The following is an 18,909-nucleotide window of genomic DNA, read 5'->3' as shown; positions in this document are numbered from 1 at the left end:
GCCCGCGACGCCGCCGGACCCGAGCGCGCGGGCGCGTCCGCCGAGGCGTCCGCCGTCCGGGAGGGACCGGCCGGCGCGGGTGCGGACGGCGACGCGGCGGGCGCTCCGATCGCCGGTTCGCCCGCCGGCCGCGAGGGAGTGGACCGCGCGGACGGTGACGTGCCGGGTAGTGCGGCCATCCGTCTGCCCGGGGGCGGGGAGCCCGGGCGGGCGCCCGCGGTCGTCGCGCTCGACTCGGTCGGCGACGCCGAGCCGCTGGCCGAACCCGTCGCAGTGCGCCCGGAGCAGGTCGCGTACGTGCTGTTCACGTCGGGTTCGACGGGCGAGCCGAAGGGCGTCGAGGTGTCGCACGGCGCCGCGATGAACACCATCGGCGACCTCGTCGAACGCTTCGGCATGGGCCCGGACGACGTCACGCTCGCGGTGTCCGCGCTCGACTTCGACCTGTCGGTGTTCGACCTGTTCGCCGCGTGGACGGCGGGCGGCGCGGTCGCCGTGCCGCGCGAGGACGAGCGGCGCGACCCCGCCCGCTGGGCCGGGCTGGCCCGCCGCTGGTCGGTGACCGTGCTGAACTGCGTGCCGTCGGTGCTGGAGATGCTGCTGCGCGCCGGTTCCGCGGCCGAGCCGCCCGCGCCCGCGCTGCGGCTGGTGCTGCTCGGCGGCGACTGGGTGGGGACGCATCTGCCCGCGCTGCTGCGCGAGACCGCGCCGGACGCCCGGTTCGTCGCGCTCGGCGGGACGACCGAGACCGCGATCCACTCCACCGTGCAGGAGGTCGCGGGCGACGTCCCCGCCGACTGGACGGCCGTCCCGTACGGGGTGCCGCTGCGCGGCGTCGCCTGCCGGGTCGTGGACGAACGCGGCCGCGACCGTCCGGACTGGGCGGCGGGCGAACTGTGGATCGGCGGCGCGGGCGTCGCCGACGGCTACGCGGGCGACCCGGAGCGGACCGCCGACCGGTTCGTCACCGCCGAGGGCGTCCGCTGGTACCGGACCGGCGACCTGGCCCGCTACCGGCCGGACGGGACGATCGAGTTCCTCGGCCGCCGCGACCACCAGGTGAAGGTCCGCGGCTTCCGGATCGAGCTGGGCGAGGTCGAGGCGGCGCTGCGCGACCACCCGTCCGTCGGGCGGGCCGTGGCGTTCGTCGCCGAAGGCCGGCTGGCCGCCGCGGTCGTCCCGCAGGACGGGCCGGGCGGCGGGCTGGACCGCGACGCGGTCCTCGCGCGCGCCCAGGAGCTGCTGCCGCCGCACATGGTGCCCGAGCTGCTCGTCGCGCTGGACGAGCCGCCGCTCACCGCCAACGGCAAGGTCGACCGGAACGCGCTCGCCGCGGCGGCCGCGGCCGAGGCGGGACGGGCCGGCGCGGCGGACGCCGAACCCGGGACCGCCCTGGAGAAGGTGCTGGCCCGGATCGTCGCCGAGGTGCTGGGAAGGGAGCGCGTCGGCGCGGACGCCGACTTCTTCGCCCTCGGCGGCGACTCCGTTCTCGCCACGACCGTCGTCGCCCGGCTCCGCGAGGCCCTCGACACCGGCGCGCTGCCGGTGCGGGTGCTGTTCGCCGAGCGGACGGTGGCGCGTGTGTGCCGCCGGTTCGCCGAACTGGAGGAGACGCCCGGACGTCTGGAGGCGGTCGCCGCGATCTGGCTCGAGGTCGAGGCGCTGTCCGAGGAGGAGATCGCCGCCCGCCTCGGGTGACGCGGGCGGTGGGGGATCAGCGGGGCTCGGGCCCGGCGTCGATCGCGACGCCGGGGTCGGGCCCCGCGCCCTTGCCCGCGTCCCCGTCGCCGTCCCCGTCCGTGTCGGGGCCGGCTCCGGGGCCGAGCGTCGCGGTGCGCAGACCGGTGAGGGTGAGCGCGAGCACGAGGGCGAGGACCGCGCTGACCGTCCCGTACACCACGATGGCGGCGCCGGGCGCCAGGTAGCGGCCGAGCGCGCCCGCGCCGATGGCGCCGACGGCCTCGCCGCCGGTCTCCTGCGCCGCCCACAGCGCGTTGACGCGGCCGAGGTGGGACGCGGGCGTGTGCGTCTGGATGAGCCCGTACCGCAGGATCTCCTCGACCGACGCGACGAACCCGTACCCGAACAGGATCGCGACGGCGAGCGCGGGGTGCCGGGCGAGGCCGAGGCAGGCGAGCGCGGCGAACCCGGCCACGGACGCCGTCAGCAGCGCGAGGCCCGGCCGCCGCGACCGTCCCGCCCACCCGCTGGTGACGGACGCCAGCACCGCGCCGCAGGCGGGCGCCGCGTACAGCAGCCCGACGGTCGTGGGCCCGCCGTCCAGGGCGTGCTCGGCGAACGCCGGCATCAGCACGGGGATGCCGCCCGCGACCATGAACAGCAGCCCGAGCAGCATCAGCGACCCGACGACGCGATGGGTGGCGACGAAGTGCAGCCCGGAGCCGATGGCGCGCAGCGGGTTCCGCTCGGCGGCCTCCCCGTCCGGCGCGGGCGGCAGGGCGGGGAGCCGGGTGAGCAGCGTGACGGTGCCGAGGGTGCCGAGGGCGGCCGCCGCGTAGTTCCAGCCGACGCCGAACGCCGACACCACCAGCCCGCCGAGGGCGGGCGACAGCATCGACCCGAGCCGGACGGTCAGCGCGTTCAGCGCGCCCGCCGCGACGAGCTTGTCGGGACGGACGAGCGCGGGCGTCGCGGCGAGCAGCGCGGTGACGCTGACGCCCGTCGCGAAGCCGTCCCACGCGGCGAGCACGTAGAGCGCGGCGAGGGACGGCGACGGCAGGAACGCGTTCACGGTGAGCAGCACGAACCCGGCCCCGGCGAACAGCCGCGCCCGCACCATCAGCCGCCGCCGGTCGTGCCGGTCGGCGAGCACGCCGCCCCACAGGAACCCGGCGAGCAGCGCGAACCCCTCCGCGGCCGACACCGCGCCGACGTGCACCGTCGAGCCGGTCATGGCGTAGACCTGCACGGGCAGGGCGACCGCGAGCATGCCGATCCCGAAGACCGAGACGGTGCGGGCGATGAACACGTCGCGGAACGGCCTGCTGTCGCGCAGGGGGCCGATGTCCATGGCCAGGCGCCTGAACGTTTCCCGGAGCATCGTCGGGGTTCTCCTCGCGAGGGGGAATAGCTAAGGTAAGCCTAGCCTTAGTTGGTCTTGAGAAAGAGGGCTCTGCCGTGCAGCGCGTGCTGATGAACGGAAAGATCCACCGTGCGACTGTGACACAGGCGGATCTGCACTATGTCGGGTCGCTGACGATCGACGCGGAGCTGATGGCCGCCGCCGACATCGTGGAGGGCGAACAGGTCCACGTCGTCGACATCACCAACGGGTCCCGGCTCGTCACCTACGCCATCACCGGGGAGGCGGGGAGCGGGGTGATCGGCGTCAACGGCGCCGCCGCCCGCCTCGTACAGCCCGGTGACATGGTCATCATCATCACCTACGCGTCGGTGGAGGACGCCGACCGCGACGCGCACCGGCCGCGCGTCGTGCACGTGGACGGCGCCAACCGCATCGTCGCGCTCGGCGACGACGCGGCCGAACCCGTCCCGGGGGCGCCGACCGCCGGACGCGACGCGCAGTTCGCCGGGCGGTGAGCGCGGTGGCCGACGCGAACCCGCGACCCGAGCCGGCCCCGGACGGCTTCACCCCCTGGCCGAAGGACCTCGAGGAGCGCTACATCGCCGAGGGGTACTGGGGCGACCGCGTCCTCGGCGACGTCCTGAACCGCGACGTCCTGCGCGACGACCCGGACCGCACCGCGCTCGTCGCCGGTGACGAGCGGCTCTCGTACGCCGAGCTGGACCGGCGCGCCGACCGCGCCGCCGCCGGATGGCTGCGGCTCGGCGTCCGCCCCGGCGACCGCGTCGTCGTGCAGCTCCCCAACTCCGCCGGGTTCGTCGTGACGTTCCTGGCGCTCGTGCGGATCGGCGCCGTGCCCGTCCTCGCGCTGCCCGCCCACCGGGAGAGCGAGATCGGATACCTGTGCGAGCTGGCGGAGGCCCGCGCGTACGTCGCCGCCGACCGGGCGGCCGGCGGCGACGGCGCGTTCGACTACCGGGTCATGGCCCGCACGCTGCCGGTCGAGCACGTCGTCATCGAGGGGGACGCCGAGGAGTTCACCGCCCTCGCCGACCTGGACGCCGACCCGGTCGAGATCGCACGGCCGGATCCGGCCGGCGTGGGGGTGTTCCTGCTCTCGGGCGGCACCACCGGGCTGCCGAAGCTGATCCCGCGGACGCATCGCGACTACGTCTACAACCTGGAGGCCAGCGCCGAGGTGTGCGGCTTCGGCCGCGACACCGTCTACCTCGTCGTCCTCCCGGCCGCGCACAACTTCGCGCTCGCCTGCCCCGGCGTCCTCGGCGTGTTCGCGGCGGGCGGGACGGCCGTGCTCGCGCCGTCCGGCTCGCCGGACGAGGCGTTCCCGCTCATCGAACGCGAGCGCGCGACCGTCTGCGCCGTCGTCCCGCCGATCGCGCTGCTGTGGCTGGACGCCGTGTCGTGGGCCGAGGAGGACGTGTCGTCCCTCGAACTCCTCCAGGTCGGCGGCGCCAAGTTCGCGGCCGAACGGGCCGCCGAGGTCCCGGAGACGCTCGGCTGCCGCGTCCAGCAGGTGTTCGGGATGGCGGAGGGGCTGCTCAACTACACGCGGCTCGACGACCCCCGCGACCTCGTCGAGCGGACCCAGGGACGTCCGCTGTCCCCGGCGGACGAGGTCCGCGTCGTGGACGCCGACGGCGCCGATGTCGCGCCCGGCGAGGTGGGCGAGCTGCTCACCCGCGGCCCGTACACGCTGCGCGGCTACTACCGCGCGCCCGAGCACAACGCGCGCTCGTTCACCCCCGACGGCTTCTACCGCACCGGTGACCTCGTCCGCCGCCTCCCGTCCGGGCACCTGATCGTGGAGGGCCGCGAGAAGGACCAGATCAACCGGGGCGGCGACAAGGTCTCCGCCGAGGAGCTGGAGAGCCACCTGCTCGCCCACCCGGCCGTGCACGACGCCGCCGTCGTCGGCGTCCCCGACGCGATGATGGGGGAGCGGACGTGCGCGTTCCTCGTCGTCCGCGGCACCGCGCCGGCGCTCGCCGAGATCAAGGACTTCCTGCGGCAGCGCGGCCTCGCCGCCTACAAGTGGCCCGACCGGATCGAGACCGTCGACACGTTCCCCCGCACCCCCGTCGGCAAGATCAGCAAGAAGGAGCTGGCCGCCCGCCTCGCCTGAACCCGGCGTGGAAACGGCGTGCCGCCCGCCCCGCGACGCGGGACGGGCGGCGCGCCCTCTCGCCGGGCCTACCGGGCGAGCGGGACGACGTGCGGCGCGATGCTCGACAGCTTCTCGCACGTCTCCTCGTACTCGCGCTCCGGCGTCGAGCCGCTGACGATCCCCGCGCCCGCCCGCAGCCAGGCCCGTCCGTCCCGGTTGTAGAGGGCCCGCAGGACGAGCGCCGAGTCGAGCGCCCCGTCGTGCGACACCGCGAGGACCGCGCCCGCGTAGAGCCCGCGCCGTTCCTCCAGCCCGCCGATCGCCTCGACCGCCGCCGGCTTCGGGATGCCCGACGCCGTCACCCCCGGGAACAGCGCGTCCAGCGCGTCCCAGCAGGTGCGGCCCGGCGCGAGCACGCCGCTCACGCTCGACCCGAGATGCTGCACGCTGCCCCGCTCCTTCACCGTCATGAACCCGGTGACCCGGACGCTGTCCGGCGCGCACACCCCGTCCAGCTCCTCCTGCGACGTGCGGACCGACACCGCGTGCTCGAAGATCTCCTTCGGGTCGCTCTCCAGTTCCCGCCGCGTCCGGGCGTCCGCGTCCGTGCCGCGCCCGAACGCGCGCGTCCCGGCGAGCGGCTGCGTCATCACGGTGCCGTCCGCCTCGACGCTCGCGAGCACCTCGGGACTGAACCCGGTCGCCTGGAAGCCGCCGAGATCGAGCAGGAACGACCGCGCGGGGGTGTTGGCGGCACGCCCCCGCACATAGGTCGCGACCGTGTCCACGGGGTAAGGAACGTCCACCCTGCGGGACACGATCACCTTCTGGTAGCGGCCCGCGCCGATGTCGGCCACGGCCCGCGCCACCCGCTCCCGGTACGCGTCCCCGCCGGCCCGCACGTCCACCGGGGACGCCGCCGCGGGCGGCGCCGCGCCGCCCGCCGCGAGCAGCTTCACGACCCGCTCGACCTCGTCGGCGTCGCCGCCGGTGATGTGCGCGCGCCCGTCCCGCACCCGCACCTCGACGCGCGGGACGACCAGGTGCGCGAGCCGCCCGCCGGGCCGCTCCGCGGCGGAACCGTCGCGCCGCTCCGCGGCAGAATCGTCGCGCCGCTCCGCGGCGAATTCGAACGCGATCCATCCGTACGCGTTCCACACCGGCAGCGGCGCCGCCGCGAACGCCTCCCTCAGCGCGTCCGCCGGACGCCCCGTCCACGGCCCGGACCGCGGTTCCGCGCCCGGCCACCGGGTGCGGACCTCGCCGTCCTCCAGGATCACCTCGCCGAGCGTGCCGCCCGCGAACGTCCACGAGCCGGGGCGCTCGTAGACCACGTGGTCGCCGAACAGCCCGGAACCGGCCAGCCCGGCCATCAGGGCCAGGGGGTCGGCGGTGCTCTCCACGACCGTTTCCGTGGGCTCTTCATACGTGACACCGATGGACAAGGCAGCCAACTCCCTTTCGCCGGGCCGGGGGAAACCCAAGAACTTAGGCAAGGCGAGCCTAACCTTGTGCGATTTTCATAGGCAAGGCTAACCTAACCGGCGGTGGTGAAGCCGACAACGAAAGAGTTGAGCGTGCAGGAGCAGCAGACCAGTCTCGGTGACACGGCGGCCCGGCGACGCGAACTGATGCGGCGGATGATGGCGCAGGCGGGCCTCGGCCCGGACGCCGCCCGGCTCGCCCCGCGGGGACACGACGGGCCCGCCCCCCTGTCCCACGCGCAGCAGAGCATGTGGCTGCACCATCGGACGTTCCCGGACAGCGCCGCCTACAACGTCTGCCTCCTCGTCCGCCTGGACGGCGCCCTCGACACCGGCGCGCTGGAGCGGGCCCTCCGCGCCCTGATCCGCCGCCACGCGATCCTCCGCACCGTCTACCGCGACGCCCCCGCCGGCCCGAACGGCGCGTCGGCCGGGCCGCCCGATGACCCCTCCACGGGCGACCCGGACGACCTCGGGGCCGTGCAGGTCGTGACGGACGACGACTCGCTCGACCTCGCGCCCGCCGAGTGCGCCGACGCGGACGCGCGGGCGGCGGAACTGGCGGCGCGGCCGTTCGACCTGCGCGCCGAGCGGCCGATCCGGCTGGAGCTGCTGCGGCTCGGCCCGGACCGGCACGCGCTCGTCCTGGTCGTCCACCACATCGCGTGGGACGGCATGACGTGGGGTTCGCTGTCGCGCGACCTGTCGGCGCTCTACCGCGCGGCCGTCACCGGGGAACCCGACGGGCTGCCGGCGCTCGACGTCCAGTACGCCGACTTCGCCGAGTGGGAGCGGAAGCGGCCCGTCGCCGAGGACGACCTGGCCTTCTGGCGCGCGCCGCTCGACCCGCCGCCCGCACCGGACGGTCTGCCCGCCGACCGGCCGCGCGGCGCGACCGCGTCCGAGCGCGGCGGGCGCCGGGCCCGGCGGTTCGGCGACGGCGTCACCGCGGGGATGCGCGAGCTCGCCGCCGAGGAGAACCTCACCCCGTACATGGTGATGCTGACGGCGTACGCGGCCCTGCTGCACCGGTACACGGGCGCGGACGACGTGGCGATCGGGTCGGCGGTGATGAACCGGGAGCACGCCGAGGTCGAGCGGCTCGTCGGCAACTTCGGCAACACGCTGGTGCTGCGCGCGGACCTGTCGGGCGGGCCCACGTTCCGGGAGGCGCTGCGCCGCGTGGGACGGACGTGCGCCGACGCGTTCGCGCACCAGGCGGCGCCCTACGACCGCATCGTGCGGGAGCTGCGGCCCGCGCGGGCGCGCGGCCGGTCCCCGTTCTTCGACACGATGCTGCTGTTCCTCGCCCAGGAGATCGGCGAGCTCGACCTGCCGGGCGTGACGTCGAGCTGGACGCACGTCCACAACGGCACCACCCACTTCGACCTGTCGCTGGAGGCGTTCGTCCGCCCGCAGGGCATGACGGTCGAGGCGACGTTCCGCCGCGAGCTGTTCGACGACGCGCGCATCGACGCGCTCCTCGCCCACCTGGAGACGCTCCTCGGCGACGCGCTCGCCGACCCCGACCGGCCGCTCGGCGCGCTGGAGCTGATGGGCGACGCCGAACGCGCCCGCATCGACGCCGCCAACGCCACGGACGCGCCGCCCCCGGACACGGACGTCGTGGAGCTGTTCGCCGCGCAGGCCGCACGGACGCCCGCCGCGACGGCCGTCGAGGCCCGCGGCGGCTCCCTCACCTACGCCGAGCTGGACCGGCGGTCGTCCGCGCTCGCGGCGGCGCTGCGGGCGCGCGGCGCCGGACCCGGGACCGTCGTGGCGCTCGCGCTGCCGCGCACGCCCGACCTGGTCGCGGCCCTGCTCGGGGTGCTCAAGACGGGCGCCGCGTACCTGCCGCTCGACCTCGGGCACCCGCCCGGGCGCCTCGCGTACATGCTCGGCGACGCCCGTCCCGTCTGCGCGGTCGTCACGCCCGAGACCGCCGGCCTGCTGCCGGACGGCACCGCCACGTTCGTCCTCGACGGCCCGCTGGACGACGTCCCGTTCACGGCGGTCCCCGTTCGCGGCGACGACCTCGCGTACGTCATCTACACGTCCGGGTCGACGGGGCGGCCCAAGGGCGTGGCGATCCCGCACCGCGCCCTCGCGAACTTCCTCCTCGACACGCGCGACCGGCTCCGCCTCACCCCGGACGACCGGCTCGTCGCCGTCACGACGATCGCGTTCGACATCGCCGCGCTCGAGCTGTACGCACCGCTGATCGACGGCGCGACCGTGGTGCTCGCCGGCCGCGACGACGTCCGCGACCCGGCCCGGCTCGCCCGGCTGCTGCGGGACGCCACGATCGTGCAGGGCACGCCCTCGCTGCTGGGCACGCTCGACCCGGCGGCGTTCGAGGGCCTGCGGGTGCTCGTCGGCGGGGAGGCGCTGCCGCCCGCGCTCGCCGCGTCCCTCGCGGACACGGCCGCGCTCGCCACGAACATGTACGGCCCGACCGAGGCGACGATCTGGGCGACCGCCGCCGACCTGCCCTCGTCCGGCATCGGCGTCCCGTTCCGCAACACCCGCGCGCACGTCCTGGACGCGCGCCTGCGCCCGGTGCCGATCGGCGTGCCCGGCGAGCTGTACCTCGCGGGCGAGCAGCTCGCGCGCGGCTACGTGAACCGTCCGGACCTGACGGCCGAGCGGTTCGTCGCCGACCCGTTCGGCCCGCCCGGGTCCCGCATGTACCGGACGGGCGACCTGGCGCGCCGCCGCCGCGACGGGTCCATCGAGTACCTCGGCCGCACCGACGACCAGGTGAAGATCCGCGGGTTCCGGATCGAGCCCGCCGAGGCGCAGGCCGTGCTCGCGGCCCGGCCGGGCGTCGAGCAGGCGGCCGTCGTGGTCCGCGAGGACCGGCCGGGCGAGCCCCGCCTCGTCGGCTACTACGTCGGCGACGCGGACCCCGGCGACCTGCGCGCGGCGCTCGCCGCCGCGCTGCCCGACCACATGGCGCCGTCCGCGCTCGTGCCGCTGGACGCGCTGCCCCGCACCGTGAACGGCAAGCTGGACCGGGCCGCGCTGCCCGCGCCGGAGGCGGACGTCTCCGGCCGGGCGCCGCGGGACGCCCGCGAGGCCGCGCTGTGCGCGATCTTCGCGGGGCTGCTCGGCCTCGACCGGGTCGGCATCGACGACGACTTCTTCGCGCTCGGCGGGCACTCGCTGCTGGCCGCCCGCGTCGCCGCGAAGGCCCGCGCGGAGCTGGGCCGGTCGCTGTCGATCGCGGACGTCTTCGAGGCGCCGACGGTCGCGGCGCTCGCGCCGCGCCTCGCCGCCGCCGAGGGCCCGCGCGTCCGCGACGTCACGCGTCCCGAGGTCGTCCCGGCGTCGGCGGCGCAGCGCGGCCTGTGGCTGGAGGAGCGGCTGCGCGGCCCGTCCGCGTCCTACTCCCTGCCGCTCGGCATGCGGCTCACCGGCGCCGTGGACGCCGCCGCGCTCGAGGCCGCGTTCCGCGACGTCGTCGACCGCCACGAGGCCCTCCGCACGCTCCTGGTCGAGGGGCCCGACGGCCTTCCGATCCAGCGGGTGCTCCCGGACGCGGTCGCCGAGTTCACCGTCGTGGACGCGCGCGGGGAGCCGGCCGGGCGGCGGGCGCGGATCGAGGCCGAGGCGGCGTCGCACGTGTTCGACCTCGGCGCCGACCTGCCGTGCCGCGGCACGCTCGTCCGGACGGGCGACGAGGCGTGGACGCTCGTCCTGCTGCTGCACCACGCCGCCGCCGACGAGTGGTCGTTCACGCCGCTGCTCGCCGACCTCGCCCGCGCCTACGAGGCCCGCCGTGCCGGAGACGCCCCGGACTGGGAGCCGCTGCCCGTCCAGTACGCCGAGTACGCGACGTGGCAGCGGGAGGCGGCGCCCGGCACCGCCGACCGGCTCGACGCGTGGGAGGAGGCGCTCGCGGGGCTGCCGGAGGAGACCGTCCTGCCGTTCGACCGGCCCCGCCCGGCGGAGCCGAGCCACCGCGGCGGGCTCGTCCCGTTCCGGCTCCCGGCCGCCGGGGCGCGGCGGCTCGCGCGCGACACCGGCACCAGCGTGTTCATGGTCCTGCACGCCGCCGTGGCCGCGCTGCTGCGGCGGGCGGGCGCGGGCGACGACATCGCCCTCGGCTCGCCCATCGCGGGCCGCGCCGACGACGACCTCGCCGGCCTCGTCGGCGTGTTCGTCAACCCGCTCGTGCTGCGCACCGACCTGTCCGGCGACCCGACCTTCGCCGAGCTGCTGGACCGGGTGCGGGAGGCCGACCTCGCCGCGTTCTCCCGCGCCGACGTCCCGTTCGAGCGGGTCGTGGAGCGGCTCGCGCCGGAACGGTCGCTGGCGCGCGGCCCGCTGTTCCAGGTGATGATCGTCCACCAGCGGCTGGACGACGTGCGGCTCGCGCTGCCCGGCGTGCGCGCGGAGCCGTTCCTGCCCGCGACCGGCGGCGTCAAGTTCGACCTCGACGTCTACTTCGCGGAGGGCGACGACGTGGTCGAGGGGTTCGCCGCGTACGCCGCCGACCTGTTCGACGCCGGCACCGTCGAGAACCTGCTGGACGACCTCGCCGAGCTGCTCGACCGGGTCACCGGCGACCCGTCCCGCCGGCTGTCGTCGCTCGCCGCGCCCGTCGAGCACCCCGACACCGCCCGCGAGACGCCCGGGACCGCCGCGCGGCTCGTCGAGAAGCGGGCCGCGAGCACCCCGGACGCGGTCGCCGTCGTGTTCGGCGGCACCGCCCTCACCTACGCCGAGCTGGACCGCCGCGCCGAGGCGCTCGCCGACCGGCTCGCCGCGGCGGGCGCGGGCCCGGAGCGGACCGTCGCGATCGCCCTGCCGCGCTCGGACGAGTTCGCGGTCGCGCTGCTCGCCGTCCTCAAGACCGGCGCCGCGTACCTGCCGATCGACCTCGCCTACCCGCCCGCCAGGATCGACGCGATGCTGGCGGCCGTCCGGCCGCTGCTCGTCCTCGGGCGGGACGAGCCCCCGGCGTCCGCGCCGCCGCGCCCCCGCCCGGACGTCCGTCCCGACCATCCGGCCTACGTGGTCTTCACCTCCGGCTCGACCGGCGCCCCGAAGGCCGTCGTCGGCACCCAGCGCGCCCTCGCCAACCGGCTCGCGTGGGGGGCCGGCCTCACCGAGCCGGGCGGCGTCCGCGCCGCCAAGTCCTCGCCGGCGTTCATCGACGGGACGACCGAGCTGCTCGGCGGCCTCGTCGCCGGGGACACCGTCGTCATCGCCGACGACGCCACCGCCGCGGACGCCGTCGCGCTCGCCGCGTTCATCGAACGGCACGAGGTCCGCACGGTCACGCTCGTCCCGAGCCTCCTCGCCGCGCTCGCCGAGAACGGGCTCCCCGCGTCCGTCACCACCTGGATCAGCAGCGGCGAGGCGCTGCCGCCCGCGCTCGCCGGGCACGTCCCCGCGCGGCTGGTCGACCTGTACGGGTGCTCCGAGGCGGCGGGCGACAGCCTGATCTCCGAGGGCGCCGGTCTCGCGCCGATCGCGAACACCCGCGCGTACGTCCTCGACCCGGCGCTGCGCGAGGCGCCGGTCGGCGAGCTGTACCTGGCGGGGGACGGCCTGGCGCGCGGCTACCTCGGCGACCCGGGCCGCACCGCCGAGCGGTTCGTCGCGAACCCGTTCGGCCCGCCCGGATCCCGCCTGTACCGCACCGGCGACCGGATGCGGCGCCGCGCCGACGGCCGCCTGGAGTTCCTCGGCCGCGCCGACGACCAGGTGAAGATCCGCGGGTTCCGGATCGAGCCCGGCGAGGTCGAGGCGGCCCTCGCGGCGCTGCCGGGCGTCCGCCGCGCCGCCGTCGCCGCGCACGGCTCCCGGCTCGTCGGCTACGTCACCGGGAAGCCCGCCGGGGAACTCGACCCGGACGCGCTCCTCGACGTGCTCCGCGGTGTCCTGCCCGGCCACCTCGTCCCCGCCGACCTGGTCGTGCTGGACGAGCTGCCGCTCAACCCCAACGGCAAGGTCGACCGCCGGGCGCTGCCCGAGCCGGGCCGCCCCGCCGGGCGCGCGCCCGCGACCGGGACCGAGCGGGTCCTCGCGCGGCTCGCCGCCGCCGTCCTCGGCCGTCCCGAGGTCGGCGCCGACGACGACTTCTTCCGCGCCGGCGGCGACAGCATCGGCGCGGCCCTGCTGGTCGCCCGCGCCCGCCGCGCCGGCCTGTCGTTCACCGTCCGGGACGTCTTCCGGCTGCGGACGGTCGAGGCCCTCGCGAAGGCCGCCGAGGTCCCGGCCGCCGGGCCCGGCGCGGCGCAGTGGACGGACGAACCGGGCGAACTGCCGCTGTCGCCGCTGCAGGAGGGCCTGCTCTACCACCTGATGCTCGCCGGCGAGGGCCGCGACGTCTACGTGCAGCAGGCCGTCGTGACGCTGTCCGGGCCCGTCGACCCGGCGCGGATGGCGGACGCCGCCCGCACCGTCCTGCGCAAGTTCCCCAACCTGCGCGCCGGTTTCCGGACGGACGGGGACCGCGCAGTCCAGTTCGTCCCCGGCGAGTTCGAGACGCCGTGGACGCACGCCCGGGTGTCCGGCGAGGACGAACTCGGGGCGTTCGTCGACGCGCAGCGCGCCGACCCCTTCGACCCGTCCGCGCCGCCGCTCATCCGGTTCGGCCTCGCGACCCTCGCCGACGACGACCACCGGCTGGTGCTGACGTCCGAGCTGATCCTCCTCGACGGCTGGTCGGGCGGCCTGCTGGTCACCTCGCTGCTCGACGCCTACACCGACGCGGCCGCCGAGGCCGCCCGGCCCGTCCCGTCGTTCCGCGCGTTCCTCGACTGGGTGAACGGGCGCGACCGGGACGCCGCCGTCGACGCGTGGCGGCGCGCGCTGTCCGGGTTCGACGAGCCCGCGCTCGTCCGTCCGGGCCTGGTGGACGCCCCCGCCGACCTAGCCGCCGCCGGTGAGGTGCACCGCGACCTGCCCGCCGGGCTCGCCGGCCGGCTCGACGCGGTCGCCCGCGACCACGGCGTCACCCCCGGCACCCTCTACGAGACCGCGTGGGGCCTGGTGCTCATGGCGATGACCGGACGGGACGACGTCGTGTTCGGCGCCTCGGTCTCCGGCCGCCACCCGGACGTCGACGGCGTCGAGTCGATGGTCGGGCTGCTGTTCAACACCGTCCCCGTCCGCGTGCAGGCCGGTCCCGCCGAGCCGCTGACGGCCGTCCTCGGACGCGTGCAGGCCGAGCAGTCGGAGCTGTTCGACCACGCGTTCGTCGCGCTCGCCGACGTGCAGCGCGCCACCGGCCTCGGCACCCTGTTCGACACGCTGTTCGTCTACCAGAACTTCCCCGGCATGCCCACCGACCGGGGCTTCGGCCCGTCCGGCGACCTGCGCGTCCTCGGCCGGGAGGTCCGCGACGCCACCCACTACCCGGTGACGATGGTCGTCGAGCCGGACCCGGGCCGGTCGCGTGCGGGGCTGCGCGTCATGTACCGGGGCGACGCGTTCACCGAGGCGGAGGCCGAGCGGATCACCGACCGGTACGTCCGGGCCCTGGAGACGCTGGCCGCCGCGCCGGACACCCCGTGCCACCGGGTCGACCTGCTCGTCCCCGCCGAGCACGACCGGCTCCGCCGCGACTGGGACGAGGCGGTCCGGCCCGTCCCCGAGGTGACGGTCGCCGAACTGCTCGCCGACCGCGCCGCCCGGCGGCCGGACGCGCCCGCGCTGGTGTCGCCGCCGGACGTCCGGCTCACCTACGGGGAACTGAACGCCGAGGTCAACCGGCTCGCGCGGCTGCTCATCGCGCACGGCGCCGGGCCGGAGCGGGTCGTGGCGCTCGCCCTGCCGCGGTCCGCGCAGATGGTCGTGGCGCTGTTCGCGGTGCTGCGCACCGGCGCCGCCTACCTGCCGCTGGAACTCGACTACCCGGCCGACCGGCTCGACTACATGCTCGCCGACGCGGGCCCCGCCGTCCTGCTGTCGCACCGCGACATCGCCGCCGGGCTCGCGCACCCCGGGGCCGTCCTCGCGCTCGACGATCCCCGGACCGCCAAGCCCCTCGCCGACCTCCCCGGCCACGACCTCGCCCCCGAGGAGACGCCCGGCTTCGCGCCCGGCACCCCCGGCCGGCTCGACCACCCCGCGTACGTCATCTACACCTCCGGCTCCACCGGACGGCCGAAGGGCGTCGTCACCCCGTACCGGGGGCTGACGAACATGCAGTACAACCACCGCGCGAACATCTTCGAGCCCGTCATGGAGGCGACCGGCGGGCGCCCCCTGAGGATCGCGCACACCGTGTCGTTCTCGTTCGACATGTCGTGGGAGGAACTGCTCTGGCTCGTCGAGGGCCACGAGGTGCACGTCTGCGACGAGGACCTCCGCCGCGACGCCGAGGCCCTCACCGACTACCTGCGACGGCACCGCATCGACGTCATCAACGTCACCCCGACCTACGCGCAGCAGCTCCTCGACGAGGGCCTCCTCGACGGCGGCCACCGGCCGCCGCTCGTCCTGCTCGGCGGCGAAGCCGTGCCCGCGTCCGTCTGGGACCGGCTCGCCGCCGCCGACGGCGTCCTCGGCTACAACCTGTACGGGCCGACCGAGTACACGATCAACACGCTCGGCGGCGGCACCGAGGACAGCGCCACCCCCACCGTCGGCAAGCCCATCTGGAACACCCGCGGCTACGTGCTCGACGGCGCGCTCCGCCCCGTCCCGCCCGGCGCCCCCGGCGAGCTGTACATCGCCGGGGCCGGGCTCGCCCGCGGCTACCTCGGCCGCCCCGACCTCACCGCCGAACGGTTCGTCGCCGACCCGTTCGACGCGTCCGGCGGCCGCATGTACCGCACCGGCGACCTGGTGCGCGTCCGCGGCGACGGCAACATCGACTTCCTCGGCCGCACCGACGACCAGGTCAAGATCCGCGGCTACCGGGTGGAGCTCGCCGAGGTCGAGGCCGCGCTCGCCGCCGAGCCCGGCGTCGGGCAGGCCGCCGTGATCGCCGCCGACACCGACGTGCCCGGCGTCAAGCGGCTCGTCGGCTACGTCGTCCCCGACGGCGCCCGCGACGGCGCCGCCGACGAGCAGCTCGCCGAGTGGCGGCAGATCTACGACGCCGAGTACACCGAGGTCGGGACCGTCGTCCACGCCGAGGAGTTCGCCGGCTGGGACAGCAGCTACGACGGCGCCCCGATCCCGCTCGACGACATGCGCGAGTGGCGGGAGACGACCGTCGAGCGGATCCGCGGCCTGAACCCGCGCCGCGTCCTGGAGATCGGCGTCGGCGCGGGCCTCCTGCTCACCCGCCTCGCCCCGGACGCCGAGGAGTACTGGGGCACCGACTTCTCCGCGCCCGTCATCGACAAGCTCCGCGCGGACCTCGGCCCCGGCTCCCCGGTCCGGCTGAGCTGCCGCCCCGCGCACGACACCGACGGCCTGCCCGAGGGGCACTTCGACACGATCGTCATCAACTCGGTCGTCCAGTACTTCCCGGGTGCCGGCTACCTCGAGGACGTCGTCGCCAAGGCCATGCGGCTGCTCGCCCCCGGGGGAGCGCTGTTCATCGGCGACGTCCGCGACCTGCGCACCGTCCGCTGCCTGCACGCCGCCGTCCGCCTCGGCCGGGGCGACGCCGACGCCGACGCCGTCGAGCGCGCCGTGCGGATGGAGAAGGAGCTCCTCCTCGACCCCGCGTTCTTCGCCGCGCTGGACGGCCCCGCCCGCGTCGACGTCCTCACCAGGCGCGGCGTCCACCACAACGAGCTGACCCGCCACCGCTACGACGCGATCCTCTGGAAGGCCGGTCCCGGCCTTCCCGCCGCCGAACCGGCGAATCCCGAGATCACGGTCGTGGAGTGGGACGGCCAGACGGGCGCCCGGCCGTCCGCGTCCACCGGCTGGACCGCCCTGGAGACGGCCGTGCGCGGGGCCGGGGGCGCGCTGCGCGTGCGGGGGATCCCGGACCCCCGGCTCTCCGGCGAGGTCGCGGCGCTGCGCGTCCTCCAGCAGGGCGGGTCCGCGGACGAGGCGCGGGCGGCGCTGGCCGCGCCGCCCGCCGGGATCGAGCCCGAGGACTTCCTCGCGCGGTTCCCGGACGCCGTCCTCACCCCGTCCGACGAGATCGGACGGTACGACGCCGTGTTCGGCGGCGCGCCCGCGCGTCTTCCCGCCGCGCCCGGGCGGGCGCCCGCGTCCTACGCCAACGACCCGGTAGCGGCGCGCGACCTCGGGGTGCTCGCCGCCCGAGTCCGGGAAGGGCTGAAGCGGCGGCTGCCCGGGTACCTCGTGCCGAGCGCGATCATGACGCTGGACGCGCTGCCGCTCACCGTCAACGGCAAGCTCGACCGCCGCGCCCTGCCCGACCCCGGCCGGGACGGGCCGCGCCGCGCCGGCCGGCCGCCGCGCACGCCCGTCGAGCACCTGCTGTGCACGCTGTTCGCCGAGGTGCTGGACGCGCCGGGCGCCGGGATCGACGACGACTTCTTCGACCTCGGCGGGCACTCGCTGCTGGCCACCCGCCTCGTCGGCCGCGCCCGCGCGGTACTGGGCGCCGAACTGGCCATCCGCGACCTGTTCGAGGCGCCGACGGTCGCCGAGCTGGCCGGGCGGGTGCACCGCCACGCGGGCGTCGCCGCCCGTCCCGTCCTCGCGCCGCGCGAACGGGACGGGCTCGTCCCGGCGTCGTCCGCGCAGAACCGGCTGTGGCTGCTCGACCAGCTGCTCCGCGAGGACGACGGCCCGCGCGACGCCTACCACCTGCCGCTCGGCGTGCGGCTGCGCGGCGACCTCGACCGGGCGGCGCTGCAGGCCGCGATCGGCGACGTCGTCGAACGGCACGAGGCCCTGCGCACCGTGTTCGTCGAGCACGACGGCGTCCCGCACCAGCGGATCCTGCCGCCGGAGGACGCGCGGCCCGTGCTGGAGGTCGCGGACGGCGACCCGGCCGCGTTCATCGCGCGGCCGTTCGACCTCGCCGCCGACATCCCGCTGCGGGTCGCGGTGTTCCCCGAGGGGGGCGGTGCCGCGGAGACGAGGGAGCACCTGCTGCTCGCGGTCTTCCACCACATCGCGTTCGACGAGTGGTCGTTCGGCCCGTTCGCGCGCGACGTCGCCGCGGCGTACGCCGCGCGGCTCGGCGGGGAAGCCCCCGCGTGGGAGCCGCCGCCCGTCCAGTACGCCGACCACGCCCTGTGGCAGCGGGAGCTCCTCGGCGACCCGCTCGACCCGGGCAGCGTCCACGCCCGGCAGCTCGACCACTGGGCGCGGACGCTCGCGGGCGCCCCGGAGGAGGTGCCGCTGCCGGTGGACCGCGCCCGCCCCGGGACGGTCGGGCAGCGCGGCGCCGTGCTGACCGCCGACCTGCCGCCGGGCCTCACCGGGCGGCTCCGCCGGGTCGCGCGCGACGCGGGCGCCAGCATGTTCATGGTCGGCCAGGCCGCCGTGGCGGCGCTGCTGCACCGGGCGGGCGCGGGCGAGGACGTCCCGCTCGGCAGCCCGGTCGCCGGCCGCACCGAGGAGGCCGCCGCCGACCTCGTCGGGTTCTTCGTCAACACGCTGGTGCTGCGCGCCGACCTGTCCGGCGCACCCACGTTCGCGGAGCTGCTCGGCCGCGTCCGGGAGGCCGACCTCGCGGGACTGGCCAACCAGGACCTGCCGTTCGAGGCGCTGGTCGAGGCGCTGCGGCCCCGCCGGGTGCCGGGCCGCAACCCGCTGTTCCAGGTGATGGTCGGCTACGAGAACCAGGGGGTCGGGGACGTGCGGTTCCCCGGCCTCGAGCAACGGGAGGCGCAGTTCGCGCCGGGCGCGGCGAAGTTCGACCTGGACTTCGTCTTCCGCGAGGGACCTGACGGCGACCTGCGGCTGATCCTCGACTACTCCGCCGACCTGTTCGACGCCGCGACCGCCGGGGCGCTGGCCGACGGGCTCGTCGCGGTGCTGGAGGCGGTCGCCGCCGACCCGGGCGTCGCGGTGGCGTCGCCGCGCGCGCCCGCCACCGCCCCGGCCGTCCCGGCCACCGCGGGCCCGGCGGGCGACCGCCCCGGCGTCCCCGCGCCCGCGCGCCCCGCGCGCGGCGCGGCGGACCTGCGGGACGTGCTGTGCCGCGTCTTCGCCGAGGAGCTGGGCGTCCCGCACGTCGGACCGGACGACGACTTCTTCGACCTCGGCGGGCACTCGCTGCTCGCGATGCGCCTCGTGCGGCGGATCAGGAGGGAGACCGGACGCGAAACCGTGAAGATCGCGACGTTGATGGCCGCGCCGAGCGTCGCCGCGCTGCTGGAACGTCCGGAACTGGCCGGGGAGCGGTGACA

General features: G+C 76.4%; 6 protein-coding genes. 4 read left to right on the top strand and 2 right to left on the bottom strand.

Annotation, left to right across the window (positions count from 1 at the left end):
- The coding region (locus tag ACFQ11_RS27695; RefSeq protein WP_378303815.1) for a non-ribosomal peptide synthetase at positions 1–1,698 on the top strand (1,698 nt) is incomplete at its 5' end.
- Positions 1,699–1,714: 16 nt separating this feature from the next.
- Here the strand turns inward: ACFQ11_RS27695 and entS are convergent.
- Positions 1,715–3,031, bottom strand: a complete 1,317-nt coding sequence (entS, locus tag ACFQ11_RS27690) for an enterobactin transporter EntS (RefSeq protein ID WP_378303813.1) — start codon at positions 3,029–3,031, stop codon at positions 1,715–1,717.
- A 122-nt stretch (positions 3,032–3,153) separates the two neighbouring features.
- Between entS and panD the strand changes: the two genes are divergently transcribed.
- Entirely contained in the window at positions 3,154–3,561 is a 408-nt protein-coding gene (panD, locus tag ACFQ11_RS27685) for an aspartate 1-decarboxylase (RefSeq protein ID WP_378303820.1), read from the top strand.
- A 5-nt stretch (positions 3,562–3,566) separates the two neighbouring features.
- Positions 3,567–5,189, top strand: a complete 1,623-nt coding sequence (locus ACFQ11_RS27680) for a (2,3-dihydroxybenzoyl)adenylate synthase (protein WP_378303811.1) — start codon at positions 3,567–3,569, stop codon at positions 5,187–5,189.
- 68 nt (positions 5,190–5,257) lie between these two features.
- Here ACFQ11_RS27680 and ACFQ11_RS27675 read toward each other — a convergent pair whose 3' ends face one another.
- Complete coding sequence (locus ACFQ11_RS27675; protein ID WP_378303809.1) at positions 5,258–6,574, bottom strand: salicylate synthase; 1,317 nt, start codon at positions 6,572–6,574, stop codon at positions 5,258–5,260.
- A gap of 174 nt (positions 6,575–6,748) precedes the next feature.
- On the opposite strand from ACFQ11_RS27675, the gene ACFQ11_RS27670 reads away from it, so the two are divergent.
- Complete coding sequence (locus ACFQ11_RS27670; RefSeq protein WP_378303807.1) at positions 6,749–18,907, top strand: amino acid adenylation domain-containing protein; 12,159 nt, start codon at positions 6,749–6,751, stop codon at positions 18,905–18,907.
- Positions 18,908–18,909: the final 2 nt, after the last annotated feature.

The organism is Actinomadura sediminis, assembly GCF_042675525.1.
In the GTDB taxonomy this organism is placed as follows: domain Bacteria; phylum Actinomycetota; class Actinomycetes; order Streptosporangiales; family Streptosporangiaceae; genus Spirillospora; species Spirillospora sediminis.
This window is presented reverse-complemented; position numbering and strand designations above follow the sequence as displayed.